At 63.7% G+C, this 24,597-nt stretch carries 22 protein-coding genes; 13 read left to right on the top strand and 9 right to left on the bottom strand.

Annotation, left to right across the window (positions count from 1 at the left end; genetic code table 11):
* Positions 1 to 25: 25 nt before the first annotated feature.
* The 6 genes from P6U31_RS18790 to pncA all read right to left on the bottom strand — a co-directional run bounded on the left by P6U31_RS18790 (position 26) and on the right by pncA (position 7,044).
* Entirely contained in the window at positions 26 to 841 is an 816-nt protein-coding gene (locus tag P6U31_RS18790) for a sugar phosphate isomerase/epimerase family protein (RefSeq protein WP_407183134.1), read from the bottom strand.
* Between the two features lie 466 nt (positions 842 to 1,307).
* Positions 1,308 to 2,582: a DUF1236 domain-containing protein gene (locus tag P6U31_RS18785; protein ID WP_407183133.1), complete on the bottom strand. Its 1,275-nt coding sequence runs from the start codon at positions 2,580 to 2,582 to the stop codon at positions 1,308 to 1,310.
* Positions 2,583 to 2,689: 107 nt separating this feature from the next.
* Entirely contained in the window at positions 2,690 to 3,067 is a 378-nt protein-coding gene (locus P6U31_RS18780; RefSeq protein WP_407183132.1) for a GrlR family regulatory protein, read from the bottom strand.
* Between the two features lie 32 nt (positions 3,068 to 3,099).
* Positions 3,100 to 5,133, bottom strand: a complete 2,034-nt coding sequence (locus P6U31_RS18775; RefSeq protein WP_407183131.1) for an NAD(+) synthase — start codon at positions 5,131 to 5,133, stop codon at positions 3,100 to 3,102.
* A 140-nt stretch (positions 5,134 to 5,273) separates the two neighbouring features.
* A complete protein-coding gene (locus tag P6U31_RS18770; protein ID WP_407183130.1) occupies positions 5,274 to 6,389 on the bottom strand; it encodes an alpha/beta fold hydrolase in 1,116 nt (371 codons plus the stop codon).
* A gap of 16 nt (positions 6,390 to 6,405) precedes the next feature.
* Positions 6,406 to 7,044, bottom strand: a complete 639-nt coding sequence (pncA, locus tag P6U31_RS18765; protein WP_407183129.1) for a bifunctional nicotinamidase/pyrazinamidase — start codon at positions 7,042 to 7,044, stop codon at positions 6,406 to 6,408.
* Between the two features lie 260 nt (positions 7,045 to 7,304).
* Here pncA and glk point away from each other — a divergent pair, with 260 nt between their 5' ends.
* The 3 genes from glk (at position 7,305) to P6U31_RS18750 (ending at position 8,941) form a co-directional block, all read left to right on the top strand.
* Positions 7,305 to 8,297 (top strand): glucokinase, encoded by a 993-nt coding sequence (gene glk / locus P6U31_RS18760; RefSeq protein WP_407183128.1) that lies wholly within the window; start codon positions 7,305 to 7,307, stop codon positions 8,295 to 8,297.
* Between the two features lie 141 nt (positions 8,298 to 8,438).
* A complete protein-coding gene (locus P6U31_RS18755) occupies positions 8,439 to 8,642 on the top strand; it encodes a hypothetical protein (protein ID WP_407183127.1) in 204 nt (67 codons plus the stop codon).
* A gap of 143 nt (positions 8,643 to 8,785) precedes the next feature.
* Positions 8,786 to 8,941 carry a hypothetical protein gene (locus P6U31_RS18750; RefSeq protein WP_407183126.1) on the top strand — a complete coding sequence of 52 codons (156 nt, stop codon included), beginning with the start codon at positions 8,786 to 8,788 and terminating at the stop codon, positions 8,939 to 8,941.
* Positions 8,942 to 8,997: 56 nt separating this feature from the next.
* On the opposite strand, the gene P6U31_RS18745 is transcribed toward P6U31_RS18750, so the two are convergent.
* Both P6U31_RS18745 and P6U31_RS18740 read right to left on the bottom strand, forming a co-directional pair.
* On the bottom strand, positions 8,998 to 9,375 hold the full coding sequence (locus P6U31_RS18745; RefSeq protein ID WP_407183125.1) for a response regulator: 378 nt from the start codon (positions 9,373 to 9,375) through the stop codon (positions 8,998 to 9,000).
* Between the two features lie 111 nt (positions 9,376 to 9,486).
* Complete coding sequence (locus tag P6U31_RS18740) at positions 9,487 to 10,278, bottom strand: Spy/CpxP family protein refolding chaperone (protein ID WP_407183124.1); 792 nt, start codon at positions 10,276 to 10,278, stop codon at positions 9,487 to 9,489.
* A gap of 457 nt (positions 10,279 to 10,735) precedes the next feature.
* On the opposite strand from P6U31_RS18740, the gene P6U31_RS18735 reads away from it, so the two are divergent.
* The 6 genes from P6U31_RS18735 to P6U31_RS18710 all read left to right on the top strand — a co-directional run bounded on the left by P6U31_RS18735 (position 10,736) and on the right by P6U31_RS18710 (position 16,854).
* Positions 10,736 to 12,076, top strand: a complete 1,341-nt coding sequence (locus tag P6U31_RS18735) for an ABC transporter substrate-binding protein (protein WP_407189882.1) — start codon at positions 10,736 to 10,738, stop codon at positions 12,074 to 12,076.
* 124 nt (positions 12,077 to 12,200) lie between these two features.
* Positions 12,201 to 13,139 carry a carbohydrate ABC transporter permease gene (locus P6U31_RS18730; protein WP_407183123.1) on the top strand — a complete coding sequence of 313 codons (939 nt, stop codon included), beginning with the start codon at positions 12,201 to 12,203 and terminating at the stop codon, positions 13,137 to 13,139.
* Entirely contained in the window at positions 13,139 to 14,050 is a 912-nt protein-coding gene (locus P6U31_RS18725; protein ID WP_407183122.1) for a carbohydrate ABC transporter permease, read from the top strand. The genes P6U31_RS18730 and P6U31_RS18725 overlap by 1 nt, the downstream gene beginning before the upstream one ends.
* A gap of 20 nt (positions 14,051 to 14,070) precedes the next feature.
* Positions 14,071 to 15,171, top strand: coding sequence for an ABC transporter ATP-binding protein (locus P6U31_RS18720; RefSeq protein ID WP_128925710.1), 1,101 nt, complete (start codon positions 14,071 to 14,073; stop codon positions 15,169 to 15,171).
* A 34-nt stretch (positions 15,172 to 15,205) separates the two neighbouring features.
* Positions 15,206 to 16,195, top strand: coding sequence for a hydroxyacid dehydrogenase (locus P6U31_RS18715; RefSeq protein WP_407183121.1), 990 nt, complete (start codon positions 15,206 to 15,208; stop codon positions 16,193 to 16,195).
* Positions 16,196 to 16,362: 167 nt separating this feature from the next.
* Positions 16,363 to 16,854, top strand: a complete 492-nt coding sequence (locus tag P6U31_RS18710; protein WP_407183120.1) for a hypothetical protein — start codon at positions 16,363 to 16,365, stop codon at positions 16,852 to 16,854.
* Between the two features lie 197 nt (positions 16,855 to 17,051).
* On the opposite strand, the gene P6U31_RS18705 is transcribed toward P6U31_RS18710, so the two are convergent.
* Positions 17,052 to 17,549 (bottom strand): DUF1993 family protein, encoded by a 498-nt coding sequence (locus P6U31_RS18705; protein ID WP_407189881.1) that lies wholly within the window; start codon positions 17,547 to 17,549, stop codon positions 17,052 to 17,054.
* A gap of 126 nt (positions 17,550 to 17,675) precedes the next feature.
* Here P6U31_RS18705 and P6U31_RS18700 point away from each other — a divergent pair, with 126 nt between their 5' ends.
* From P6U31_RS18700 to P6U31_RS18685, 4 genes are all read left to right on the top strand, one after another.
* Entirely contained in the window at positions 17,676 to 18,455 is a 780-nt protein-coding gene (locus P6U31_RS18700; RefSeq protein WP_407183119.1) for a transporter substrate-binding domain-containing protein, read from the top strand.
* A 498-nt stretch (positions 18,456 to 18,953) separates the two neighbouring features.
* The gene (locus tag P6U31_RS18695; RefSeq protein ID WP_407183118.1) at positions 18,954 to 19,808 is read left to right on the top strand and encodes a DUF2147 domain-containing protein; all 855 of its coding nucleotides are present in this window, start codon (positions 18,954 to 18,956) and stop codon (positions 19,806 to 19,808) included.
* A 356-nt stretch (positions 19,809 to 20,164) separates the two neighbouring features.
* The gene (locus P6U31_RS18690; RefSeq protein WP_407183117.1) at positions 20,165 to 23,014 is read left to right on the top strand and encodes a PAS domain-containing protein; all 2,850 of its coding nucleotides are present in this window, start codon (positions 20,165 to 20,167) and stop codon (positions 23,012 to 23,014) included.
* Positions 23,011 to 24,585 carry a CHAT domain-containing protein gene (locus P6U31_RS18685; RefSeq protein ID WP_407183116.1) on the top strand — a complete coding sequence of 525 codons (1,575 nt, stop codon included), beginning with the start codon at positions 23,011 to 23,013 and terminating at the stop codon, positions 24,583 to 24,585. The genes P6U31_RS18690 and P6U31_RS18685 overlap by 4 nt, the downstream gene beginning before the upstream one ends.
* The last annotated feature ends 12 nt before the right edge of the window (positions 24,586 to 24,597 follow it).

Below are 24,597 nucleotides of genomic sequence, written 5' to 3'. Positions count from 1 at the left end.
AAGCCCTGCCCTCTGGTGATTTCAGTTATTCGGCGAGACCGAGCGCGGCGAGATGGGCTGCGCCGGCGCGGACGTCGTCGTGGTTGCGGAGTTCGAGGATCAGGCGCGGGTTGGAATTCAGCCGGCCAAGGGCGCGGAACACGGCGAACCAGGGGATGTTGCCTTCGCCCGGCGCCCAGTGCCGATCGGCAAAGCCGTCGCTGTCCTGCAGATGCACATGCGTCAGCATGTCGCCGGCGGTCTCGACATAGTAATCGACCGGCGGCGCCCCGGTGGAGATGTGGGCGTAATTGGCGTGCCCGGTGTCGAGCGAGACGCGGACCTTGGCACTTTCGAGCGCCTTGGCGAGACGGACGCGGTCGCGCGGATCCTTGTCCTCGATGTTCTCGATGACGATCTCGCAGCCGATGGTTTCGGCGCGCGCGATCACCTCGGCGAGCGTCGCCTTGACGCGTTCGACGAGATTGCCGCGGTTGTCAGGATAGAGATCGAGATTGTTGTGGTCCCAGGTCGTGAATGGCGAGTGGATCACCATCTGCGTGGCGCCGAGGAACTCGGCGGCATCGAGGCCCTGCAGCAGGCGCTTGGTCACCGCCTGGCGGATCATGGGATCGTGACTGTCGATTTTGAAGCCCCAGAACGGGCCGTGGATGCCGAGCCGACCGGTATGGCCGGACAGCATCTGCTTGATTTCGCCGGCGGTGCTGCGCCAGTCGCTGTCAAGCAGATCGGCGCGGAAGAAGTCCTGGATTTCGAGATCGCGCTGCCGCTCGAGAAGCCAGTCGCGATGCGCAGGGATCGATTTGATGGACAATGCGGCGCCCAGCACCGGCTTCGACATGGCTTGCTCCTTGGCCGTCAGCGATGACGGGAGCAGCGCTAGACCAGTTCAATGACAGGCCCGTGAAACCGAGGTTTCTCAGTGTCGGACAGATGTGGACATCGTGTCGACCGCGCCTTGCGGATCCCACGACCGCGATCGGAAGGCCGATGCCGAACCAACACATGGCAAGCGATATCTGTGTCCGTAGTGACCCGGAATGGAATCCTAACCTGCCTTCGCGTACATCGCGGGACATCGATCGGCGGCCACTTCCACGGGCATCACCCTCTGATCGCGCGACATGGGGTTGGGGGACCACATGGGGCGGGGGATCTAAGGCTGGGGCAAGGTGACGAGGTCCGGACTCCTAGGCACTCCGGACCTCGAAGCTTTTCTGAACTGACGCGACTTCGCGCCGTCCGGCTGGGGCATCCGGGCGGCGCGTTGTCGTTTCGGCCTCGTCTTAACGAGACGATCGTCGGGCTCAGCGCGTCTGCGGCTCCAGAGTCACCGTGCAGTCGCCCTGCCCTTGCGTTGCCACCACGATATTGCCCGCGGGCGCGCCGAGAGCGATCGGTGCGGACGCGCCGCCACCAGGCATCTGGACGATCACGCTCATGGTATCGTTGCGCGCGGTCGAGCCGACGGTTGACGGTTCAGCCTGGGCAACTTGGCCTGACGCGTCACGCCGCATGATCTGACAGTTCACGTTATTGCTCGCCGCGGGGCCGGCAGCTGCCATACTCGACGAGGGAGCACTGCCGCCCATTTGCGCCCGGGCGCGGGAGGGATCGCGCGGCACCTGGCTGACGATGCGGTGCGTGCGCGGCTCCACGATGACGACGTCGTCATCCGTGGCAAAATACTCGTAGTCCCGATATTCCGGCTCGATCGACACGATTTCGGGCGGAAGCCGGTAGAGACGGACGCGCGACGGGATCGTCTCGCCGACGCGGATCGAGATGTTCAGATTGCGCTCCGGCTGGGCCAGGCGTGCCCGGCTCACCGTTTCGGAGATCCGCACCTGCTTCTCGGGCGTCATCTGGGCCTGCTGATTGACCTGCGTGTTGGTCTGGGTGGTTTGATTGGCTTGATTGGTCTGCGTGCCCGAGGTGCCAGGCGCGGTCTGCGCGTTGTTAGTCGGCGCCGTCCGGTTCGTATCGGTCGCGGTGGCCGGCCGGTTGTTCTGTTGCGCCGGCTGCTGCTGCTCGGCGGCGTTGCGCGGAGGCTGCGTCTGATTGCGCTCGTTCTGGTTGGCTGCAGCGCCTGTCCGCTCGTTCTGCTGGCTGGCGGGACCGGTCTTTGATTTCTCAGTCTCGGCCGTTGATTTCTGCGGCGCAGACTTGTCCTGCTTCGTCTCCGCGCTGCTCTTACCGCTGTCGCGGCCCGGTTTCGCAGTCTCGGCCTCGCGGTTGCGATCGCGCGCAGGCTCGCGGGATTCTTGTGCCTGGTCCTTCACCTTCGGCTGATTGCGCTCGGAAGCCGTGGCCGGTTGACGCTTGTCCTCGTTCGCCTCGTGCTTGGCTGCGCCGCCCTTCTCCTCGCGGCCGGCGCCCTGCAGTCGCTCCTGGGCGCCCTGCGCGCGCTCCTGACCACGTTCCTGAGCTGCTGCCCCACCGTGCTGGGGCGCGGCACCTTTCGCCGGTTCCTCGGTCCGTTTCGGCTCGTCTCTGCGCTCGCCGGGCGCCTGGGCATAGGCGATGCCGGACGCGAGCATGAGCCCGATGGCCGCAGTCGATAACATCAAGTGTTGACGCATGGTCCCTCTCCTCGACAATTCGTAACGACAGACGCGAACGTTCTGTCGCTCCGAATGTTCCTGAGGGGGAACGCCAGTCACTTCCCTGGCCGAGGATCAGATCGGGCTCACATTGCGTCTTTCAGAGCGAGCCGCGCCGTGAACGTCACGCTGATCTTGCCGACCAGCGCCATTCCCTCGACTTCGGCGCCACCTGGGTAGTAGTCACCGGAGAAACCGCAGGTCACCTCCCTGCCCCCGAAGACGAGGGTCTTGCCGACAGCTTCCGTGTGCTGGTTGACGATCATGTCGCCGCGCCACTTGCCGTTCCGAAAGGTGTAGCTGCCGGTGTAGTAGAAATAGCTGTCGCCGCCCATGATGCGTCCGTCGCAGAGCACGACCACGCCCCTGGCCTGGCCGCGCTTGCCGTCCCGCATCTCGATGTCGAAGATGTAGAGGCCATTGACGACCTTGGCCTCCGCTTCTGCCTCGCTGCCAGCAGGCATCCGATCATCCCCCATCGATCCCGCGGCCCCGATCAGTTCGGCACGTTCCGCTCGAGATCCTCGAGCCATGCCGCCGCGCTCGAATCCGATGGCGCCCGCCAGTCGCCGCGGGGCGACAGCGAGCCGCCCGCCGAGACTTTCGGGCCGTTCGGCATCGCCGACCGCTTGAACTGGCTGAAGGCGAAGAAGCGGCGCAGGAACACTTCGAGCCAGCGGCGGATCTCCTTGAGGTCGTAAGCCCTGCGCCGATCGTTCGGGAAGGCCGGCGGCCATTCACCCTTGGCAACGTCTTTCCACGCCTGCAGCGCCATGAAGGCAATCTTGGAGGGGCGCATGCCGAAACGCAGCGTGTAGAACAGGTTGAAATCCTGCAGCTCGTACGGCCCGACCGAGGCTTCCGTGCTCTGCGGCTTCTGGCCGGGCTCCACCGGCACCAGCTCGGGCGAGATCTCGGCGGACAGGATCGCGCCAAGCGTGCGGTTGACGTCGTCGCTGAACTGCTTCGACGAGATCACCCAGCGGATCAGGTGCTGGATCAGCGTCTTCGGCACGCCGGCGTTGACGTTGTAATGCGCCATCTGGTCGCCGACGCCATAGGTGCACCAACCGAGCGCGAGCTCGGAGAGATCACCGGTTCCGATCACGATGCCGCCGTGATGGTTGGCGAGCCGGAACAAATAATCCGTGCGCAGGCCTGCCTGCACGTTCTCGAAGGTGACGTCGTAGACCTTCTCGCCCTTGCCGAAGGGATGGCCGATATCCTTCAGCATCTGCGTCGCGGTGGTGCGGATGTCGAGCTCCTGCCAGCTCGTGTGCAGCGCCTGCATCAGCGCCAGCGCGTGGGTCTTGCTCTCGCTGCCGGTGGCGAAGCCCGGCATGGTGTAGGCCAGGATGTTCTCGCGCGGCAGGCCGAGCAGGTCGACTGCCTTGGCGGCGACGATCAGGGCATGGGTGGAATCGAGTCCTCCCGAGACGCCGATCACGACGCGCTTGGTGCCCGTGGCGCGCATGCGCTGCACGAGGCCGGCGACCTGGATGTTGTAGGCCTCGTAGCAATCCTGCTCGAGCAGGCTTTCGTCGCTCGGCACGAAGGGGAAGCGCTCGACCTTTCGCAGGAATCCGATATCCGCGGATGGCGGCTTCAGCGCGAACGTCACCTTGCGATAGAACGCCTCGCGCTGCCGCCGGTTGTCGTCGAACGTGCCCATCAGCGCGCGTTCCTGCCGCAGCAGATCAAGATCGACGTCGGCCAGCGTGATCTGGCCGCCCTGGCGGAATCGCTCGCCCTCGGCCAGCAGCACGCCGTTCTCGTAGATCGAGGTCTGGCCGTCCCAGGACAGATCGGTGGTCGATTCTCCGGCTCCCGCGGCGGAATAGACGTAGGCTGCGAGGCAGCGCGCCGATGTCGATTGGCAAAGCAGCGCGCGCGAACGTGCACGGCCGATCGTGATCGGGCTGCCCGAGAGATTGATCAGCACGCTCGCACCCGCCAACGCGAGCTCCGAGGCCGGCGTCACCGGGATCCACATGTCCTCGCAGATCTCGACGCCGATGGTGAGGCCCGGCACGTCCTCGGCCGAAAACAACAGGTCGACGCCGAACGGCGCATGCAGCCCGCCGAAGGCGATCGTTTCTCCGGCGATGCCGGCGCCGGAGGCGAAATGCCGGCCCTCGTAGAATTCGCGGTAGGTCGGCAGGTAGCTTTTCGGCACTACGCCGAGAACGCTGCCGCGATGAATGACGACGGCGCAATTGTAGATGCGAAGACCAAAGCGCAGCGGCGCGCCGACGATCAGGACCGGCATCAGTGCCGCGGAGGCTTCGACGAGGCCCACGAGGCCGCGCTCGACGGCATCGAGCAGCGGATCCTGCTTGACCAGATCTTCGATCGCATAGCCGGACAGGCACAGCTCGGGAAACACGGCGACCGCGACCGATTGCTCGTGGCAGGCATTGGCCGCCGCCAGTACCGCCTTGGCATTGGCCGAGGGATCGGCGACATGGGACGTGGTGACACAGGCCGCCACGCGCGCAAATCCGTGGGCGTAGATCGAGTGGAAAGTCATCGAGCGCAGTACCCTTGATCTCTTCGCTGCCGAAGCCGTCAGCTCCGGACCATATGTAGCCCATCGGCCCGGTCCCGTGCAGGCCATCCGCCGTCATGCATAACGGATTTGCAGGGCCGCCGGTTCGGTGCCTGGCCAGCTCAGGCGCTGCGGGCCAGCACGCCCGACAGATCGTCGTGCAGCCATTGGGCGATCCGCGGCCAGGCATGGGCGTGGGTGCGCGCCCCCATGAACAGGCCGAGGTGATTGCTCGGCTCGGAGGCGGCTGCAATGAAGGCCGGCGGCGTGCCGACCAGCTTGGCGGTGGCGAGCGCCTGCACGGCCGGCACGACATCGTCGTCGAGCCCGGCCAGCAGGAAGACCGGCGCCTTGACGACCTTCAGATCCACCGTGCGGCCGAGCGCCACGAAACTGCAGGCGGCGATCTGGTTCTCCCGGAAGATCCGGTTGACGATCTCCAGATAATACTTGCCCGGCAGATCGAGCGTCTCCGCATTCCAGCGCTCAAAGCGCGCGAGCAGCGCCGCGCCCTCCTCGTCCGACAGGTCTGTCTGCAAGGACGCGACGATATCATCGCGGTTTGGCGCCTTGGACCACAAGCGGAGCATCTCCCCGCCGCTGACATTGCCGCCACCGCGCGCGACGAGCTGGTCGTAGACCATCTCCGGCGCGTTGCGGGTGAGCTGGCGCAACGAGGACTCGATCGACAGATCGACGGGAGCGCCGACCAGCACCAGCCGCCGTACCTTGGCCGGAAAGCGCGCCGCATAGAGCAGCGACAGCCAACCACCCTGGCACAGGCCGACCAGATCGACCGGCGCGCCGATCTCGTCGACGGCGACGTTGAGATCGCTGAGATAGCTGTCGATCGAGAGATAACGCATGCTGGGGGTCGCTGACCGCCAATCGGTGAGATAGACCCGGTCGATGCCGCCGCCTTGCAGAGACTGCACAACGCTGTGGCCGGGCGCGAAATCGGCGATCAGGGCCCGATGCAGCGCATAGGGCGCGCAGACCAGCACCGGCTGGCCCGACCGGGTCCGCGAGCAATCGCGCAGGCGCATCGTCCCAAGCTCCAGCGCAACGCGGTTCGGCGTCGTCCACGGCAGGTTGCTCTCGTCCTGCTCGGCCCGGCCGCGCTCGACCCACCAGAAGCAAGCATCCATGGCGAGCCGCGCCGCCGTAAAAGGCCATAGCAGCGGCTCGTCGGGAGCATGACCCGGTCCACCCGGCCGTTTATCGGACTTGTCCACCATGACGTCCCCAGAGTCCTTACAGAAACGCCTCGAGGCTGACGACGGAAATGCCGAGGTCGCGAAAACTCCGATGCGTCGCAGCGATCGAGCCGTCGAGATCGATGCCGCGACAGGCGTCCTCGATGACGGCCACCTCCAATCCCGCCTTGCACGCATCCTCCGCCGAGAAGCGGACGCAGAAGTCCAGCGCGAGACCGGCGACAAAGACGGTCTTCAGCTCGCGTTCGCGCAAATACCCGAGCAGGCCCGTCGCCGTCCGATGGTCGTTCTCGAACAATGCCGAATAGGAATCGATGCCGCGGCGAAAGCCCTTGCGCACCACGAGGCTCGCCCGGGCGACATCGAGATCGCGATGGAATTCGGCGCCGGAGGTGCCCTGGACGCAATGCGCCGGCCAGAGCACCTGGGTGCCGTAGTCCAGCTCGATGGTCTGGAACGGCTGCTTGCCCGCATGGTTCGACGCGAACGAGACGTGGTCGCGCGGATGCCAGTCCTGGGTCAGCACCACATTGGCGAACTTTTGGGCGATGCGGTTGATGGCGGGGACGACCTTCTCGCCGCCGGGAACGGCGAGCGCTCCGCCGGTGCAGAAGTCGTTCTGCACGTCGATCGCCAGCAGCACGTCGTGGTCGGAAATCTTCATCGCCAGTCCCATTCGATGGACCTCCGGCGCGCCGGCGCCGGACAAGCCACCTCAGTGTCGGTCTTCCCGCGCAGCTTCGCAACCGCCGACACCGTGCGAAGCCCTGCGCGAATTGGTGACCGGATGGCCGCCAGGATGCAACGGTTTGCCCCCGTGCGTGTTGACTAGGCGCACCCAAGGGCGGATTCTCGCACCGTTCGCGACGGGCGGATCGGGGCGAAGGAGCGGAGGACAGGGTTGCTGCGCCGGAAGGCAGCGGCAGCCGCGAGGCCATGAATATCGGCAAGACAGGACAGATTCTTCTCGCCGATATCGGCGGCACCAACGCGCGCTTCGCGCTGAGCCGGAGCGAATCGGGCCAAGGCGGCCTCGAAGAGATCGGACCGATCGAATATGTGAAGGTCGCCGACTTCCCGACCGTCCGGGAAGCCATCGCCGACGTCCTGGCGCGCCGGTCCGGCGGCGAGCAGCCGCAACGGGCGGTGCTGGCGGTCGCCGGTCCCGTCACCAACAACCGCTGCGTCATGACGAACAGTCCCTGGGTCATCGACGGTAACGAGCTGCAACCGGCGCTGGGCTTCGACAGCGTCCATGTGCTCAACGACTTCGAGGTGGTCGCCTGGTCCCTGCCCGCCTTGCAGCCTGCCGATCTGATTCCGCTCGGCGGACAGGACGGCCTGCCCGGCGAGCCGCTGCTGGTGGTCGGCCCCGGAACCGGCTTTGGCGTCTCCTGCCTGGTCGAACGCCATGGCGCGCGACTGGCCGTCGTCACCGAAGCCGGGCACGCGACCCTGCCGGCGGAGAACGAGCGCGAGGAACGCGTGATCGCGTGCTTGCGCAGGCGCCTCGGCCACGTCTCGATCGAGCGTGGCGCGCTCTCGGGTTCCGGACTGCAAAACCTCTACGAAGCCTTGGCTGAGATTGACGGCGCTCAGGTTCCGCATCGCGACGCCGCCGCCATCACCAAGGCGGCGCTGGAGGGCAGTTGTCCGGTCAGCCGTGCAACGTTGGAGATGTTCTGCGCCATTCTCGGCTCCGTTGCCGGCAATCTCGCGGTGACATTCGGTGCCCGCGGCGGCGTCTATATCGCCGGCGGAATCGTGCCTCGCTTTCGCGAATTCCTGATGGCCTCCGCATTCCGAGACCGGTTCGAAGCCAAGGGCCGGTTCCAGGATTATCTGCGCAATATCCCGACCAGGCTCGTGATCAAGCCTGATGCGAGCTTCGTCGGCCTCAAGATGTTTGCCGACCACAACGTGGATTGAGACGCGGCCGTTCGCCGCTCGCGGGTTCCACAATTCACCGCTGATTTGCAATGGGCCCGGTTCCATGTGTCAACGTGCTTGCCTGCATGTTCCCGATGAGAAACAATCACACCGTGTGTGGCGTAGTTGCGGGGGCGTAGCATGCGTAAGCAAGATTTGGGTTTCGACTATCACCGCTATCACCGTCTGCTGAGCGAGGCGGATGACGAGGCCAAGCGGCTGGCGTTGATCGACCTCCTGATCGAGGAAAAGGCGCGAGACCGGCTGGCCGCCCAGCGCGCGTCGGACCGCGCGGCCATGACCGCCCATACCATTGCCACGGTGCTGAAGAACGGCCGCAACTGAGGCTTGCACTCCGCTCGTGGCGGTGCGAACGCGGGAGTCCTTTGCGAACTCGTTAACGACGCCTCGCAATCTCACGTCAAACTTTTTGCTCTAAGAGCTCCCTCACCTGATGCAATTCAGGATCAACAACAGGGGGAATGACCATGAGCATGATTTCGCTGGCCGCTATGCCGGCCGGCGCCGAAACGCGTTCCGCCGATTCATCCTTCAAGACCATCTTGCTGTTCTGCTGCGCGGGCCTTGTCGCCTCGTTCGGCCTGATGGCGTCCGGCATCGACCTCGGCGCCGGCCTGATCTGAGACTGCGATAGCCTCTGTCGCCAGATGGCCGCCCCTATCGGGCGGCCATCTTCGTTTCAGTGCGGCGCCTCGACTGCGCCTTCCGGAAACATCGAATCGATCATCGCCTTGAGCTGGTCCATTGCGATCGGCTTGCGCAGGATCGGCCGGCGCCGGAGCAAGGACGGCAGCAATTCCGGCCCATAGCCGGTGGCGAACAGAAACGGCTTTCCGCGGCGTTCGATCAAGTCAGCGACGGGATCGACGTAGACGCCCATGAGGTTGATGTCGAGGATGGCCAGATCATATTGCGCGGTCATGGCGAACGCGCTGGCGTCCCGAACATTATCCGCTTCCGCGACGACGTGATGGCCGAGTTCCACCACCATGTCGGCGATCATCATCCGGATCAACGCCTCGTCTTCGACCAGGAAAACGGAGAGTCCGTCCGCCATATCAACCCCGCAGTCAGCTTGCGAAGATGATCATACCTCAAATTTCGAGAGGATTCACGAATTCGTAGCGGGCTCCGTTAATTCAGACGCGCCTGATCCGATTCAACTTGATCAATCCAATCCGCGCTCGTGGCTCAGACGCACCATCTCCTGGATGAAGACCTGTTTCTGCTTGTCATCGAGGCTTGAATAAAGGGGCTCGGCGGCATCGGCGACATTGCGCTGGTCGGCAGCGCGGTCGATCAGGAACTGCGCCTCGTTGCGCATCTGCTCGATAATGTCGTCGGGCGGGTCTCGCTTGGCGCGCGCAACCCGCAAGTTGAGCCGCTCTGCACCATTATGCCCCAAGTAGTGCATCGCGCTGGAGAAGCCGTACCAGTGCTTCTCCTGATCGGGCGTGAGGTTCAGCTCGGTCTTGATCCGCTCGATATAGGCATCGCTGTTGGCAACGATCTGCTCGGCGGTCTGCTGCGGCGCGCCGGGCTGGGTGAGGACGGTGACGTCCCTGCTGTCCTTGCCCTGCGCTGCGTTCTTCGCCTCCTTGGTGGCCTTGGCACCCTTGCCCGCCTTGTTGGCGCTCTTGGCGTCCTTGTCCTTGGCCGCGCTTGGCTGCTTGGCGTCCTTGCCGGATTCCTTGGCGGCCGGCGGCGGCGGATTGCCGCCATTGTTGTTGCCGACGCCGAGCACGCCGGTGAAGACGCCGACCACGCCGCCGATCGCGCCGCCGAGCACGCCACCGACCGGGCCTGCCGCCTTGTTTCCGGCCGCCGCGCCTTCCTGCACGCCTTTGACCAGGCCTTGAGCATTGGCCACTGCGGCGGCACCGAGCAGCAACGCAAGCACGGCCCCGAGCGCGAAACATCGCCGCATGTGAAGCCGCGCTGACGGCGCCGGGTTGATCATTCTCGTCTCCATCGTCGATCTGACTGACCTGTTGGGCGTTGAGCCCCTGCCCGCCGCAACTCTATCGTTTCCGCCGCTTCGTGGTCCAGACGCCGCCGATCGCTGTCCACGCCCGAAAAGTCTTTCGCGCGAAGCGGTTATGCAGGCTTATTCGGAACTGCGGCGTAATTGCGCACGGAGCGTTCCCGACCGGCTCGCGCGAAGTGTGCGTCGCAAAAACAGGCAAGCGCCCGCACGGCTGCCCACGCCACGGGACGCAACATTAGTTCTATGCGCGAGCCGTTCGGTTTTCTCGACAGACGCGATCAATCATGATCTGATCGCGCTACCAATTCGCTGCGGCCTTCGCGAATTGCTCATGGAGGCCGACGGCATCAATAAGAAAATCGAACAACAGGAACTCGGAAAAGAAGTCGTAGAGGAAACTCCAACAACAACACCCAAGCGAGGAAACGAGATGTCACGCAAGGCACTGACGCGACGTCAATTTGTGGCTGCCACTGCATTGTCCTCCACGGCGCTGATCACGGCGCCCTATGTCCGCGGCGCTTACGCCGCCGGCAAGCTCTCGATCGGCTTCTGGGACCATTGGGTGCCCGGCGCCAACAAGGCCTCGACCGACCTCGTCAATGAATGGGCGGCGAAGGAGAAGGTCGAGGTCACGATCGACTACATCCCAAGTCAGGGCAACAAGAACCTGCTCACCATTGCCGCCGAAGCGCAGGCGAAGTCGGGCCACGACATTTTCGCCATGCCAACGTGGTGGGCCCACGCCAATGCCGAGCAGTTGGAAAACGTCAGCGACATCATGGGACCGATCATCGCCGAGAATGGCGAGGTCAACGGCACCGCCAAATATCTCGGCACGGTCGGGACCAAATGGCTTGGAGTCCCGGCCTGCGTCGGCAGTCAAATCAAGGGCCCCTGCTCCCGCATCGATCTGATGAAGAAGCATGCCGGCATCGACGTGCAGGCGATGTATCCGGCCGGTTCTGAACCAAAAGCGGATGACTGGACGCTCGAAACATTCCTGAAGGCTGCCGAAGCCTGTCACAAGGCGGGCTTCCCGTTCGGCATCGGCCTCGGCGAGACCACCGACAACGTCGATACCGCGGGCGCGATCTTCCTGTCGTTCGGCGCCCAGCTCGTCGACGCTAAGGGCAATCTCACCGTCAAGACCGATGCGGTTCGTCAGGCCCTCGACTTCTACAAGAAGCTGATCAACTTCCTGCCGCCCGACGTCGCAGCCTGGGATGACGCATCCAACAACAAATGGCTGGTCTCCGGCAGGGGGGCGATGATCATGAACCCGCCGAGCGCCTGGGCCGTTGCCAAGCGCGATGCGCCGCAGGTTGCAGAGCAATGCTGGACCCACGGCTTCCCGGCCGGACCCAAGGGGCGTTTTGCTCCCTACCTGCCGTACTTCTGGAGCATATGGAATTTCTCCAAGAACAAGGAGGCGGCGAAGAGCCTCCTGGTCCATTTGTCGAAGCCGGCAGCCATCGAGAAGATGGTGGTGGCCAGCGGCGGCTACGATCTGCCCGCCTATGACAAGCTGACGACGTTGAAGGTTTGGCAGGAGGAAGGGCCGCCGAAAGGCACGCTCTATCACTATCCGAACCCCTATAAGCATCAGACGCTGTCGATTGCGGCCTCGCCGGCGCCGCCGAAGATTGCACAGCAAATCTACGCGCAGGCCACGCTGACCAAGATGTGTCTGCGCTATCATCAGGGTGAAGCGATGGAAAAGACGCTCGCCTGGGCCGAAGGCGAGTGCGAAGGCTTCATGCGGAGCTGAGACGGCGAGGCGTCGCCGCAAGCGGCCGCGAGCCGTCTTGCGGCGACCCTCCTCCCGCCTCGGCGCAAGCCGAGAACGCTCCGAAATCGAGCTCTTGAATTAAACCGCGCGAGGAAAATGCATCATGGCGGATGTCGCATTGCAGCCGGACAGGGTTGGCGCAGCGCAACCGGCGCGAAAACGCTCCAGTCTGCAGAAGGCGCTCAAGCGCAAATCCACCGCCGCGTTCCTGATGACGCTACCGCTGATCATCCTGATCGCACTTCTGGTGATCTATCCCGCGTTCTATTCGCTTCACCTGGCGACCCTCAACAAGTCGATGCAGAGATTCATCGGTCTCGGCAACTTTGAATTCCTGTTCAAGCGCGACACTTTCTGGCTGGTGGTCAAGCAATCGTGCATCTTCGCGATCACAGCCGTGCTGTTCAAGGCGCTGATCGGGTTCATCGTCGCGCACTTCGTCCACAACATTCCCGCCAAGGGTCAGCGCAAATGGCGCGGCATGCTGCTGGTGCCCTGGGTGATCCCGCCCGCCATGAGCACGCTGGCCTGGCTGTGGCTGTTCGATCCGTCCTACAGTGCATTCAACTATACGCTGTCATTCTTCGGAATCGGCCCGATCCCGTGGACCGGCGATGCGGCCTGGGCGCGCTTCTCCGTCATTCTGGTCAACGTCTGGTACGGCGCGCCGTTCTTCATGATCATGTATCTGGCCTCCCTGAAATCGGTGCCCGATCAGCTCTATGAAGCGGCAGCGATCGACGGCGCCAATTGGTGGCAACGGATCTGGTACGTGACGCTGCCGATGATGCGCAACATCATCGCGATCACGACGCTGTTCTCGCTGATCGTCACCTTTGCCAATTTCGACATCGTACGCATCCTGACCGCCGGCGGCCCTCTCGACCACACCCACATCTTCGCCACCTGGGCCTTCAGGATCGGCATCGAAGGGAGCGACATTCCGCTCGGTGCCAGCGTCTCCCTGTTCATGGTGCCAATCCTGGCGATCGCAGCGATATTCATCCTGCGGGATGTCAACAAGCGCGGGAACGAAGCCTGATGAGCTCAGTCACGATCGACAAGGCCGCGCCGACCCGCACGGTCAAGTATGGAAGCATGAGCCGCGACCGCAAATGGGCGCTGCGATGGTCGTATTTCTTTCTGACCCTGTTTGCGGTCTTCTCGCTGCTTCCGCCCATTTACATGCTGATCACCTCGCTGAAGAGCAGCGCCGAGATCTCGGCGGCGACCAATCCATGGTGGGTTTTCCAGCCCACGCTGGAAAACTATATCGGGCTGCTGACGTCAAACCAGTTCTTGCGGTTCTTCTGGAATTCCGCGCTGGTCTCGATCTTCGTGGTCACCATTACGATGCTGATCAGCGTGCCTGCGGCATTTGCCCTTGCGCGGATGCGGTTCTGGGGTTCGGCCACGCTGGCGACCGGCGTGTTCCTGACCTATCTGATCCCGGACAGCCTGTTGTTCATTCCGCTGTTCAAGGTGTTTGCGCTGTTCGGCGACTGGACGGGCATCCAGCTCATCAACCGCTGGTACGTGCTGCTCTTCATCTATCCGACCCTGACGGTGCCGTTCTGCACCTGGATCATGATCGGCTACTTCGCCTCGATCCCCAAGGAGCTCGACGAGGCCGCCATCATCGATGGAGCATCCTGGTTCCAGACACTGACCCGGATCTTCATTCCGGTGGCGCTGCCGGGGCTGATCGCCGCGACCATCTTCGCCTTTACCGTGTCCTGGGCGCAATTCCTCTATCCGCTCGTGTTCACCACGTCCACGGACCAACTTGTGCTACCGGTCGGCATCATCACCACGCTGATCAAGGGCGACGTCTTCAACTGGGGACAGATCATGACCGGCGCGCTGCTCGGCGCGGCGCCGCCGCTGATCATCTACGCCTTCCTGATGGACTACTACATTGCCGGCCTGACCGCCGGCGCGACAAAGGGTTGATGACGAGGAGCTGAAGTTCGATGGCTGACGTTGCTTTGCGGAAGGTAGTCAAGCGTTACGACGATGTCGAAGCCGTGCGCGGCATCGACCTCGACATCGCCGACCACGAGTTCATCGTGCTGGTCGGCCCCTCCGGCTGCGGCAAGTCGACGACGCTGCGGATGATCGCAGGCCTCGAGGACATCAGCGACGGCGACATCATGATCGGCGGCGACGTCGTCAACGACGTGCCGCCGAAGGACCGCGACATCGCGATGGTGTTCCAGAACTACGCGCTCTATCCGCACATGACGGTCGCGGAGAACATGTCGTTCGGACTGCGTCTGAAGCACTATCCCAAGGCCGAGATCAAGGCGCGGGTGACGGAAGCCGCCCGCCTGCTCGACATCACCGACCTGATCGACCGCAAGCCGAAGCAGCTCTCCGGCGGCCAGCGCCAGCGCGTCGCCATGGGCCGGGCCATCGTGCGCAACCCAAAAGTCTTTTTGTTCGACGAGCCGCTGTCCAATCTCGACGCGAAACTCCGCGTGCAGATGCGGATCGAGATCAAGAAGGTGCATCAGAAGGTGCGCACCACCACGGTCTACGTCACCCACGACCAGGTCGAGGCGATGACCCTGGCCGACCGGGTCGTGGTGATGAACAAGGGGCGCATCGAGCAGATCGGCACGCCGAACGAGCTCTATCACAAGCCGGCAACGCGCTTCGTCGCCGGCTTCATCGGCTCGCCCGCGATGAACTTCATCCCGTGCCGGCTCGAGGATGTCGGCGGCACGCTGCAGATCCGCCTCACCGACCGCATCGCCTTCGCGCTGCCGCCGGCCCGTGCCGCGCGCTACAACGCGCTGCCGCGCACCGACAAGCTGCTGCTCGGCATCCGCCCCGAGCATCTCACCGAGTCGCACGCGCATCTGGAGCCCGGCGTCGAGACCTTCGACACCGTGCTCGACGTCACCGAACCGATGGGAATGGAGACGCTGGTCTATTTCGGGCTCGACGGCACGCCGGTCTGCGGCCGCGTCAATCCCAATGCCGGCGCCAAGGACGGGGCACCCATGCGTTTGGCGATGGACCTCAACAATATGCACCTGCTAAACGAGGCGACCGGCGTCGTGTTGTGATGCCGGTCCAAGAAACTCGTGCAGGAAGGGGACGATGGCGACCAACAAGAAGAAGATTTTCGTTACGCAGACTTTGTCGCCAGCGGCACGCGCCCTCCTCACCCAGCGGGAAGATATCGAGCTCGTCGAATTTTCCAACCTGATCTCGGCCAGGGACTTCGAGGCGCTGCTGAAGAGCCATGCCCCGGTCCACGGCGTTGCGCTCGGCGCCACCGCCTTCGGCGAGACCGAGCTCGAGGCGGCCCGCGATATGAAAGTGGTGACGCGGATCGGCGTGGGCTACGACGCCGTCGACGTGCCCGCCCTCTCCCGCCGCAAAGTGCCGCTGATGGTCGCGGGCAGCGCCAACTCACCCTCGGTTGCCGAACAGGCGCTGTTCATGATGCTGACGTTGGCGAAACGGGCCAATGAACTGCACGCCTGCGTCAAGGACGGCAAATGGGCCGACCGGCTCGGCATGCTGCCGTTCGACCTCTACGGCAAGACCGTGCTGATCATCGGCTTCGGCCGCATCGGCAGCCGCACCGCCAAGCGGTGCCTGGCGATGGAAATGAACGTGCAGGTCTACGATCCCTACAAGCCGGCCGCCGAGATCAAGGCCGCCGGCTGCGAACCCGTCGCCGACCTCGATGCGGCGCTGCCGAACGCCGATTTCGTCACCATTCACTGCCCGAAGACCCCGGAGACGGTCGGCCTATTCGATGCGGCGCGGATCAGCCGGATGAAGCCGAAATCCTATCTCATCAACACCGCCCGCGGCGGCATCGTGAAGGAAGCCGCGCTCTACGACGCCCTGGTCTCGGGCAAGCTCGCCGGCGCCGGCATCGACGTGTTCGAGGTGGAGCCGCCGCCGGTCAGCAACGCGTTGTTCGCCCTGCCCAACGTCATCATCGCCCCGCATGTCGCCGGCGTCACGGTTGAGGCGGTCCAGCGCATGAGCGAGCAGACCGCGCGCAACATCCTGAGTGTGCTGGACGGCGATCCGATCCGGCAGAACGTCATCAATCAGGACGTGCTGGCCTGAACGGGCCAAAGGCGGGCGGAGACATCCGCCGCCTTCGGATGGCCAGAATGCGTCCCATTTTGGTGCAGATCTGGCCCCAACTCAGCCTTAATCAAACGCGCGTAATGTTCCCGGCCGCGGCGGCAGTGGGACAGACTTGCCGGCCGCGTCGAGCTGGAGGATGGACCTTGGCAGAGATCGACCCGACCGACCACGCGCTGGCGACCATCGCCAGTATCCTGGAGCACCCCGAGCCCGTCCTCGTCGTTCGCCAGACCGAGACCGAAATCGTGGTCGCCGGAGAGCGTGAGCACGTTGCTTCCGACGAGGCACCGGTCATCGACGAGCAGCCGGTGGTCGACGAGCATCCCGTGGTCGAGGAGCAGCCGCTGGTGCCGGAGCACACCGATGCCGACGGCTACAGCAAGGTCGGGCCCGGGCCGATGGTGGCGATCCGTCTCAAATGGACGGTCCATCGCGGCGATGACGACCAGTATTACGTCCACGAGACCATCGGCGAACAATCCGCACCCGTGGTCAGCGGCCCCATGACCAGCGAGGCTGCGGTGCATTTCGTCGATGCCCAGGAGCACGAGGCGCATCGGCGCTTCGAGCTGCTGCGCAGCGAGATCGCCGGCCGCAGCTCGCTCGCTGATTACGAGCGCAAGGGCGAAGCATAAGGCAGCTGGCTTTCAGACCAGGTCTCGCTTCACCTCTCCCGTAGGGAGAGGTCGGAGCGCATCGAAGATGCGATCCGGGTGAGGGGCTAAGGTCTTACTGTGCGTTGCGGCCCCTCACCCGGATTGCGCTGGACGATGCTTCGCATCGCCAGGGCAATCCGACCTCTCCCCGTTGGGGAGAGGTAAACGGCGAGCTCCTATTTTCTTCCCAGATAATCCTTCTTCACCAGCTCGACGCCTGCGTGCCGCAACAGGTCGTAGGACGTCGTGACGTGAAAGAAGAACTGCGGGACGCTGAACGTCAGCAGTAGCGTCCGCCCGGTGAAGGGCAGCTCGGTCCCGTTCTTCAGCTTGAAGAAGACATTGCGCTCCGCCGCCGCGTCGATATCCGCACGCGGCAGGCTTTCGATGAACTCGATCGAGGTCGCGATGCGCGCCTGGAGCCCGGCCATGTCGTGCTCCAGCGCCGGCAGCGCCACCGGCTCGCACTCCGCCAGCAAGGCCGGGGCGACCACGGCATGCCGACAGGCCTCGCCGACCTGCTGCGCCAGGTCATACATGTTCGGCGCGAGGCGCATTCCGAGCAGGACCGCAGGATTGAACTTGCGGACCTCGGCATAAGCGACGCCCTTGTCGAGAAGGACCGACAGATTACGCAAGTACGGCACGAAGAGGCCTACCGAGGCCTCGTACATCGAGATCGTCACGTCGAGAGTCCATTCAATTCCGCCTCGCCAACGACGGGCATCTGGTCTAAATCCACGTCCGAAGAGCTGCACAATGACAGCTCGCGCAGGGGTGGAGAAGAGATGATCGTTCGAATGGCTGTTCGGATCCTGGCCACTTTGGCCGTGGCGCTGCTGGCAAACCTTTCGGCCTACGCGCAGCAGGGGCCCTCGCGGCTCGACGAGATCGTCAAGCGCGGCACCCTGCGCGTCGGGATGACAGGCGATTACAAGCCCTTCACCTATCTGGACAAGGCGACGCAGACATTCAGCGGCTTCGATGTCGACATGGCGGAAGCGCTCGGCAAGGCGCTCGGGGTCAAGGTCGAGTTCATCCCCACGGCCTGGCCGAAGCTGATGAAGGATTTCGAGGCCGACCAGTTCGACATCGCCATGGGCGGCGTCTCGGTCACGCTGGACCGGCAGAAGAAGGGCTTCTTCTCGATGCCGATCATGCGCGAAGGCAAGACGCCGATCGCCCGCTGCGCGGATGTCGGCAAGTACCAGAGCATCGCCGACATCGACAAGAAGGGCACCCGCGTGATCGTCAATCCCGGCGGCACCAACGAGCGCTTCGCGCGTGCCAACATCAAGGACGCCGAGATCACCGTGTTCGCCGACAACACCGTGATCTTCGACGAGATCGCCAAGGGCAATGCTGATCTGATGATGACGGACGCCTCCGAGACGCGCTACCAGCAGAAGCAGCACGCCGGCGTGCTCTGCGCTGTGCATCCGGAAAAGCCGTTCGACTTCTCCGAGAAGGCCTATTGGCTCCAGCGCGACGTGGCACTGAAGGCCTTCGTCGACCAATGGCTGCACATTTCCATGGAAGACGGCAGCTACCGGAAGATCTACGCCGCCTGGTTCGACTAGAGGATGATCAAATTAGATTCTGTGGACTGTCGATGATCCACCTCTCCCCGACGGGAAGAGGTCGGATTGCCCTGGCGATGCGAAGGATCGTCCAGCGCAATCCGGGTGAGGGGCTTCGGCACTCAGCGAGACCAGATCCCCTCACCCGGACCGCCTCTTCGATGCGCTCCGACCTCTCCCTGCGGGAGAGGTGAATCGAGCCCTGAGCGCACATCGATTTCAACCGAAGCTCACCCTGCTTTAGAAGCGTTTTCGCGCCGCACTGGCGCCTGCTCCCAAGACGTCCAGACGCTGGAATTCCGTTCCGATCGGCTGGAATGGCGCTCCAGGCCGCGTCCTCCTGTCGCCCGCTCTGGCCCAACTTTGGACCGGTCCCCGGCCTTTTGAACCCGGGACAGCGGGACGACGACTCATACCGAGACAGTGATCTAGATCACTTTCTGCATTCAAACTGGTGCGTAAGCGTCGGTCCGGGGACCACCTGTTCAGGAGATGGAAATGAGGAAGCTGTTGGCCACGGCCGCATTCCTTTTGGCGAGCACGGCTGCGCAAGCGCAGTACACTTTCGAATATGGCGGGCGCACCATCCGCATCGACCCGGACCGCGGCACGGTGCAGATCCCCGGCGTGTACGACAACACCGGCCAGGCCAAGCCCAAGAAGGCCAAGAAGAACGAGACATCTCCGAGCCAGCAGCCGCCGCAGCAAGCCACGATCGAACCGCAAACGCCGGCTGCGTCGGCCCCTACCCAGGCCACCACGCCACCCGCCGCCGTGCAGGCGCCTGCGGCCGCTGCCGCAGCAGCATCTCCTCCGGCGCCGCCTGCGAGCGCCAGCAACGCACCGGCCGCAACCGCCGTTTTGCCACCACCTGCGCCCCCCGCGGCAGCTGCGCCGATCGAGCAGCAGGCGGCGCCCGCTGCGCCGCCGGCCGCGACGGTTGCTGCGGCACCCCCGGTTGCGGCCCCGTCTCCGCCACCCGCACCGCCTGCCCCCGCTCAGGCCGCCGCCGTCGCCTCACCGGCCCCGGCAGCCGCGCCCACGCGCGATCTCAACTCACCGCTCGGCGTCTGGCTCACCGAGGAGAAGGAAGGCAAGGTCCGTATCGAGCAATGCGGCGCCAATCTGTGCGGCTATTCGGTAGACAGCAAATCGAACCAGAACGGCGAGCAGGTCTTGATCAACATGAAGCCGGGCAAGGACCAGAAGTGGTCCGGCCGAATCCTCGATCCGAACTCCGGCTCGACCTACGATTCGACGATCGCGATGAAAGGCACGGACCGTCTGCGCGTGCAGGGCTGCGCCTTCGGCGGCATGTTCTGCGGCGGCCAGACCTGGACACGCTTGAACTGAGCGGCTGCACCTTAGGCCAACATGGCGCAGCTCAGCTGACGTTTTCGCGGCACAACCCGCCATCGACGACGCGACTGCCGAAATGGCAGTCGCTGCGCGCGCGATTCAAGCGCCCCACTGTGAACCACTTCATACTCCGCCCGCGGATGTTGCTTCTAGTCTGGATTGATCGCCAGATTATTTGCCACCTTTATACGACGCAGTCGGCACCGTTTCGCCGAGACGAGTAGACCGAAACGAGTCATTTCCCAGACATCCTTTCGGCGACGGTCGTTGCGTAAGCGAGCGAGGTTGTTATGGAGGAACTCCGTGCGACGCCATCGCTAGTCTCAGGTGACTGGGGCCCCGGCTCGCTGATGTCGGAAGAACGCATACGGCGCCACGTCATCGGCGCACTCCGAAGCCGGCAGACAAGCCTGACGACCGCGCTGCAGCCGCTGATTACAGAGCAAGCGCGGATGCTCGTTTCGGAATTCGGCTTCGACGCCAGGACCGTCGGCAAGATCCTGCAATCGCAAAACACCGTGCTGAACGTCCTGTCGGATCGGTATGACGCGCTCGATGAAGCCGCGCATTACAGCGAGATCCCCTTCGTCGAGCTGGCGCATGATGGCCGCATCGTCTATTCGAACGCGGCATTCGACAAGCTCATTCCCGGCCGGCGCGGCGCTCCCTTCTCCGGTCTGTTTGGATCCCGCGCAGCCGATGTGTGGATGGCGCTCCGGGCAAATCACAACACGAGCTTGCGGGCAGACATCCAGACCAACGAAACGGTTCGTCAGGTCAGGGTCGAGATTGGCCCACTGCGCGACGAAGATGGCAAGCCGGGCAATTATGCACTGCTTCTCGACCAGAGCGCCGAGCAGAGCCGCCTCGATGCCCTGCAGGATGGCGTGCTCCGAACCGACCTGACCGGCAAGATCCGGTTCGCGAACGAGCGCGCGGCGCAGGTTCTGGGATTCTCGGAATCAGAGCTCAAGGAGATGCCGCTCTCCGAGGTCTTCGGACCCGACGACGAGGGAGCGACAAACCTGTTCGCCGAATGGATCACCAGGCAAACGGGCTTCTCCAGCTTCGTCCGGCTGCGCCCAAAAGACGGGCGCTCCATTCTGGCAAGGGTGAGCGGAACGCCCTACATGGAAGCGACGAACAGCTCGGCGGGGTTATTGGTGCTGTTCGCTCCTCTTGCCGAAGATCGCGCGCGCCAGGAGCTCAAGACGATTCTCGCCGAGCACGACGATCCGCAAGAGATCATCGAAGCGACGCTTCAGGCGATCGGCAAGGTCATCCCGTTCGAAATGAGCATGTTCGGGGTTTACAACGACCTCAACGACTATTGGCGCGCGCTCACGATCTTTCCAAAACCCGACTGGGACTGGAGCACGCGTTGGTTCAAGGTGCCGCCGGTCGTGATCGAATGGCTCGAGCAGGGCAAGACGTGGGACAACAATCTGGCCGCATTCGTCGAGAGCCGCAATCCCGAGGAAAAGGACAACCCGGTCAGCAAGGCCATCATCGCCGACAAGTTCGAGTCGATGCTCGTATTGCCTATCCGCAAGGCGGGGGGCCAGTTTGGAAGCTCGCTGGCTCTGCTGTCCCGCACGCAAAAATACACGGGCGCGGATCTGCGCACGCTGCAAAATCTCGGCGTCGAGGAGATATTGCAGGCCGCAGACGCCGCGATGGAACAGGCTCAGGCGCGCGCCTTGCGCAAACTCAAGGATGATCTGAACAAGGCTCCGAGTGCGCGCGCTATCGCCGAGCTGCTCGCCACGGGCGCCACGAAATGCCTGGGCTGGGAATATGTCGGCGTGTTCCGGGTCGATCGTCTGCGCGGCAAGTTCGTACTGGTCGCCGAGCACGTCAAGAACGGCCGCAACCTGCTTGTGAAAGCAGCCGACCGCAAGGCCGAATACACCCAGGAGCTGTCCAGCGGCATGCTCGGCAGCTGCCTGGCCGCACGGGACATCCTCGTCGTTCCCGATGTCAGTGATACCGAGAGCAATTACGGCTTCATCAAGACCGCACCCGATCAACAGTCGGCCATGACGGTGCCCCTGTTCGTGAACGGCAAGATCGAACTGATCCTGGACATGGAATCGTCGGAGCTGAACGCGTTCCGTGGACCCGATCGCGACGCGGCAAGTGGCCTCGCCGCCGATTGCGAACAGATCTTTGCGGCGCGCTGGCACGAAGCGATCGAGCACGCGCTCATGAACAGGATCGAGCAGGCGGCCGTCATCGTCGACGCCGTCGGGACGATCTGCCACATGAACGGTGCAGCGACGAGCATGTTCGGCCAGGCGCGCGACAAGAGGCTCTCGTCATTTGGCGCCCGGGACGAGGATTTGAGACAACTGTCGGAATCCGGAATCCAGCACCGTCTTCGCCTCCATTTGTCGATCGGCGATGCACCGCGCACCGAGCTGACGGTTCTGGCAAATCGTGAGCCGCTGAACGACGATTATGGTCATCAGCTCTGGCTTTTCACCAGCCTTGCCGATCAAAGCCGGGAGAGCGACTGGGGCTTTCTGGAGGAGACCGTCACGGCCGTCGCGCGCGAGACGCGCGCTCCGTTGCTGATGGCCGATGGCTTGCTGCGGGCCGCCTCCTCGCTCTTGAACAACCCGGAGCTGACGAGAAAATGCACCGATCTGCTCGAGCAGGCCGCCAATCACCTGCTCCGCGCCGATCTCACGTTCGAGCGCCTGTCCGAGCGTCTCACTGTGCAGCAAACGCCGCAGGAGGCTCCCGAGCAATTCGACGTTCTGGATGTGCTCCACCATGAGATCGAGAGCCTTCCGATCGAAGATCGCGACGCAATCCACCTCATCGACGAGATTGCCACCCGCCGCCCCTTGCTGGTCAATGGTTGGACGAAGCGATTGAGCTTTGCGTTTCGCTCCGCCCTCAGCTCCCTGCTGTTGTTGCGCATCACGCCAAGCGACAAGTTGACCGTGACCATCGCGGAACGGCCGCCGCATCACCTCTCGGTGTCCATGCGCCTGCCCGCGACCATCGCCGACACGCTGGCCGCGGCGGCGGATCCGATCGAGCAGAGCCAGCACCGGGCACGGGAGATGGCCAGCATCGCGGTCGAAGCAATCCGCAAGGCTGCCGAGCAGCACGACGGCACTCTGACCGATTTGGACGGCGCCGGCTTTGCGTTCGACCTGCCATTGTGCGCGCAGGAGACCCCAGTATGACAGCGAAGATCGCCATCGCCACCGCCGAGCCAAGCATGTTCGAAACGCTGCGGACGCATCTGCTCGCGGCCGGAGTGGCCGTGGAGGACTTGTATGACAAGCCTCTGGTGACCCCGGACCAGACGAGCGAGTGGCTCGTCGCGAATGAAACCGAATTGCTCGTGCTCGATGCCCGGTTGCCGACCGACCCGAACACCGCCTACGATTCACGCACGACGTATGGCGCGAAGCGCGTTCTCAACACCGTGCTGGCTCAGGACCCACACACGTCCGTGCTGGTCATGGCCCCCTCGTTCGGGACCTGCGTGGACCTCGACGAAGATTGCAGAGCAGTCGGCAATGCGTTGATCCTGCCGATGGACGTGCTGCAGCTGCACCGGCATCGGATCTTGCGGCCGTTCATTGCGACGCTCACCGGTCGTCCCGACGAGACGGACGCCATTCCGGGCGCGTTTCGCGTGATCGAGATCGAAATCCAAAGCGCCAAGGTGGAATGCCGGCTCGGAACGGGTGAAGACGGTTCCCCGATGCTTCGCTGGAACACCATCAGCGATCTCGATGACCTCAAATCCGCTGCTCAAGCCTATGCGCGCGATGAGATGCCGCCGACCAATTGGCTCGGCCAGACGCGGGATGTCGGAACACGCCTGTTCAAGAGCTTCGTCGTCAAGGCGATCGGCGAGCATTTTTTCTCGCAGATCGAGAAGTCAGCCGGCGGACTTGTGGGACTGTCGTTCCGGTTCGTCATTAGCGATGCCGGCTTCTATTCGGTGCCCTTCGAGGCGAGCGTGCGTTATCTCTCGGAGGAAAATGGGCCGTTCGTGCTGCTCTATGCGCCGATTGTCCGGCGCATTCCGTCCTTCGTCCGTGGAAGGGCCAGTGAGCGGGCGCGGATCAGACCGGGCGCGAAACTGATGTTCGTGCGCTCTCAGATCGGCGAACATCCCGACCTGAAGCTCGACAGCGCGATCTGCGACGGCAAGAAGTTCGACAAGCTCGGCAATATCGATATCGAGCTGGATTACGTGAAGACGCTGGGCGCCGAGGGCCATTTCGATCTGAGGATCGTCAACCTGTCGGACGCCCCTCCGGGCGAGGCCGCCCCCTATCTGCTGAAGCAGCTCGACGCGTTTCGGCCGACCATTCTCCACTATGCCGGGCACGCCTGGAGCGACGGCCAGAAAACCGCGACCCTCATCCTGCCGGGAATGCGACCGGAGCAAGCGGTCGGCCTGAAACTCGACAGGGTTGCGGCATCGGACGGCCTGTCGGCGACGACGCTGGTTTACCTCTCGGCCTGCCGTGGCATCTCGAAGGGCTGCGTACAGCAACTGGTGATGAACGGGATCCCCTATGCGCTGGGCTTCCGATGGAACGTTGAGGACGAACGCGCGCCGCAGTTCGCGAGGGAATTCTATGACGAACTCTACAAGACGCGGTCCGTATGCCTGGCGTTCCGCAAAGCGTGTCGCGCATCCTGGGAAAGCCTGAAATACGACGATGAAAGCCCGATCTGGCTCTCACCGATCCTGCTGGCACAGTCGACCGATTGGGCGGCACGCCGCCAGTAAGCAGCTCGGGGC

The sequence above is a fragment of the Bradyrhizobium centrosematis genome (assembly GCF_045571495.1).
In the GTDB taxonomy this organism is placed as follows: Bacteria; Pseudomonadota; Alphaproteobacteria; order Rhizobiales; family Xanthobacteraceae; genus Bradyrhizobium; species Bradyrhizobium centrosematis.
The sequence above is the reverse complement of the archived record's forward strand: the minus strand, read 5'-3'. Positions and strand labels throughout refer to the sequence as shown.

Coding starts and splice junctions, on each gene's coding strand:
- P6U31_RS18700 (WP_407183119.1), top strand. CDS start 17,676: ATGGCTGTTCGGATCCTGGCCACTTTGGCCGTGGCGCTGCTGGCAAAC.
- P6U31_RS18755 (WP_407183127.1), top strand. CDS start 8,439: ATGCGTAAGCAAGATTTGGGTTTCGACTATCACCGCTATCACCGTCTG.
- glk (WP_407183128.1), top strand. CDS start 7,305: ATGAATATCGGCAAGACAGGACAGATTCTTCTCGCCGATATCGGCGGC.
- P6U31_RS18720 (WP_128925710.1), top strand. CDS start 14,071: ATGGCTGACGTTGCTTTGCGGAAGGTAGTCAAGCGTTACGACGATGTC.
- P6U31_RS18690 (WP_407183117.1), top strand. CDS start 20,165: ATGTCGGAAGAACGCATACGGCGCCACGTCATCGGCGCACTCCGAAGC.
- P6U31_RS18750 (WP_407183126.1), top strand. CDS start 8,786: ATGAGCATGATTTCGCTGGCCGCTATGCCGGCCGGCGCCGAAACGCGT.
- P6U31_RS18725 (WP_407183122.1), top strand. CDS start 13,139: ATGAGCTCAGTCACGATCGACAAGGCCGCGCCGACCCGCACGGTCAAG.
- P6U31_RS18705 (WP_407189881.1), bottom strand. CDS start 17,549: ATGTACGAGGCCTCGGTAGGCCTCTTCGTGCCGTACTTGCGTAATCTG.
- P6U31_RS18780 (WP_407183132.1), bottom strand. CDS start 3,067: ATGCCTGCTGGCAGCGAGGCAGAAGCGGAGGCCAAGGTCGTCAATGGC.
- P6U31_RS18785 (WP_407183133.1), bottom strand. CDS start 2,582: ATGCGTCAACACTTGATGTTATCGACTGCGGCCATCGGGCTCATGCTC.
- pncA (WP_407183129.1), bottom strand. CDS start 7,044: ATGGGACTGGCGATGAAGATTTCCGACCACGACGTGCTGCTGGCGATC.
- P6U31_RS18770 (WP_407183130.1), bottom strand. CDS start 6,389: ATGGTGGACAAGTCCGATAAACGGCCGGGTGGACCGGGTCATGCTCCC.
- P6U31_RS18745 (WP_407183125.1), bottom strand. CDS start 9,375: ATGGCGGACGGACTCTCCGTTTTCCTGGTCGAAGACGAGGCGTTGATC.
- P6U31_RS18790 (WP_407183134.1), bottom strand. CDS start 841: ATGTCGAAGCCGGTGCTGGGCGCCGCATTGTCCATCAAATCGATCCCT.
- P6U31_RS18740 (WP_407183124.1), bottom strand. CDS start 10,278: ATGATCAACCCGGCGCCGTCAGCGCGGCTTCACATGCGGCGATGTTTC.
- P6U31_RS18735 (WP_407189882.1), top strand. CDS start 10,736: ATGTCACGCAAGGCACTGACGCGACGTCAATTTGTGGCTGCCACTGCA.
- P6U31_RS18695 (WP_407183118.1), top strand. CDS start 18,954: ATGAGGAAGCTGTTGGCCACGGCCGCATTCCTTTTGGCGAGCACGGCT.
- P6U31_RS18775 (WP_407183131.1), bottom strand. CDS start 5,133: ATGACTTTCCACTCGATCTACGCCCACGGATTTGCGCGCGTGGCGGCC.
- P6U31_RS18715 (WP_407183121.1), top strand. CDS start 15,206: ATGGCGACCAACAAGAAGAAGATTTTCGTTACGCAGACTTTGTCGCCA.
- P6U31_RS18685 (WP_407183116.1), top strand. CDS start 23,011: ATGACAGCGAAGATCGCCATCGCCACCGCCGAGCCAAGCATGTTCGAA.
- P6U31_RS18730 (WP_407183123.1), top strand. CDS start 12,201: ATGGCGGATGTCGCATTGCAGCCGGACAGGGTTGGCGCAGCGCAACCG.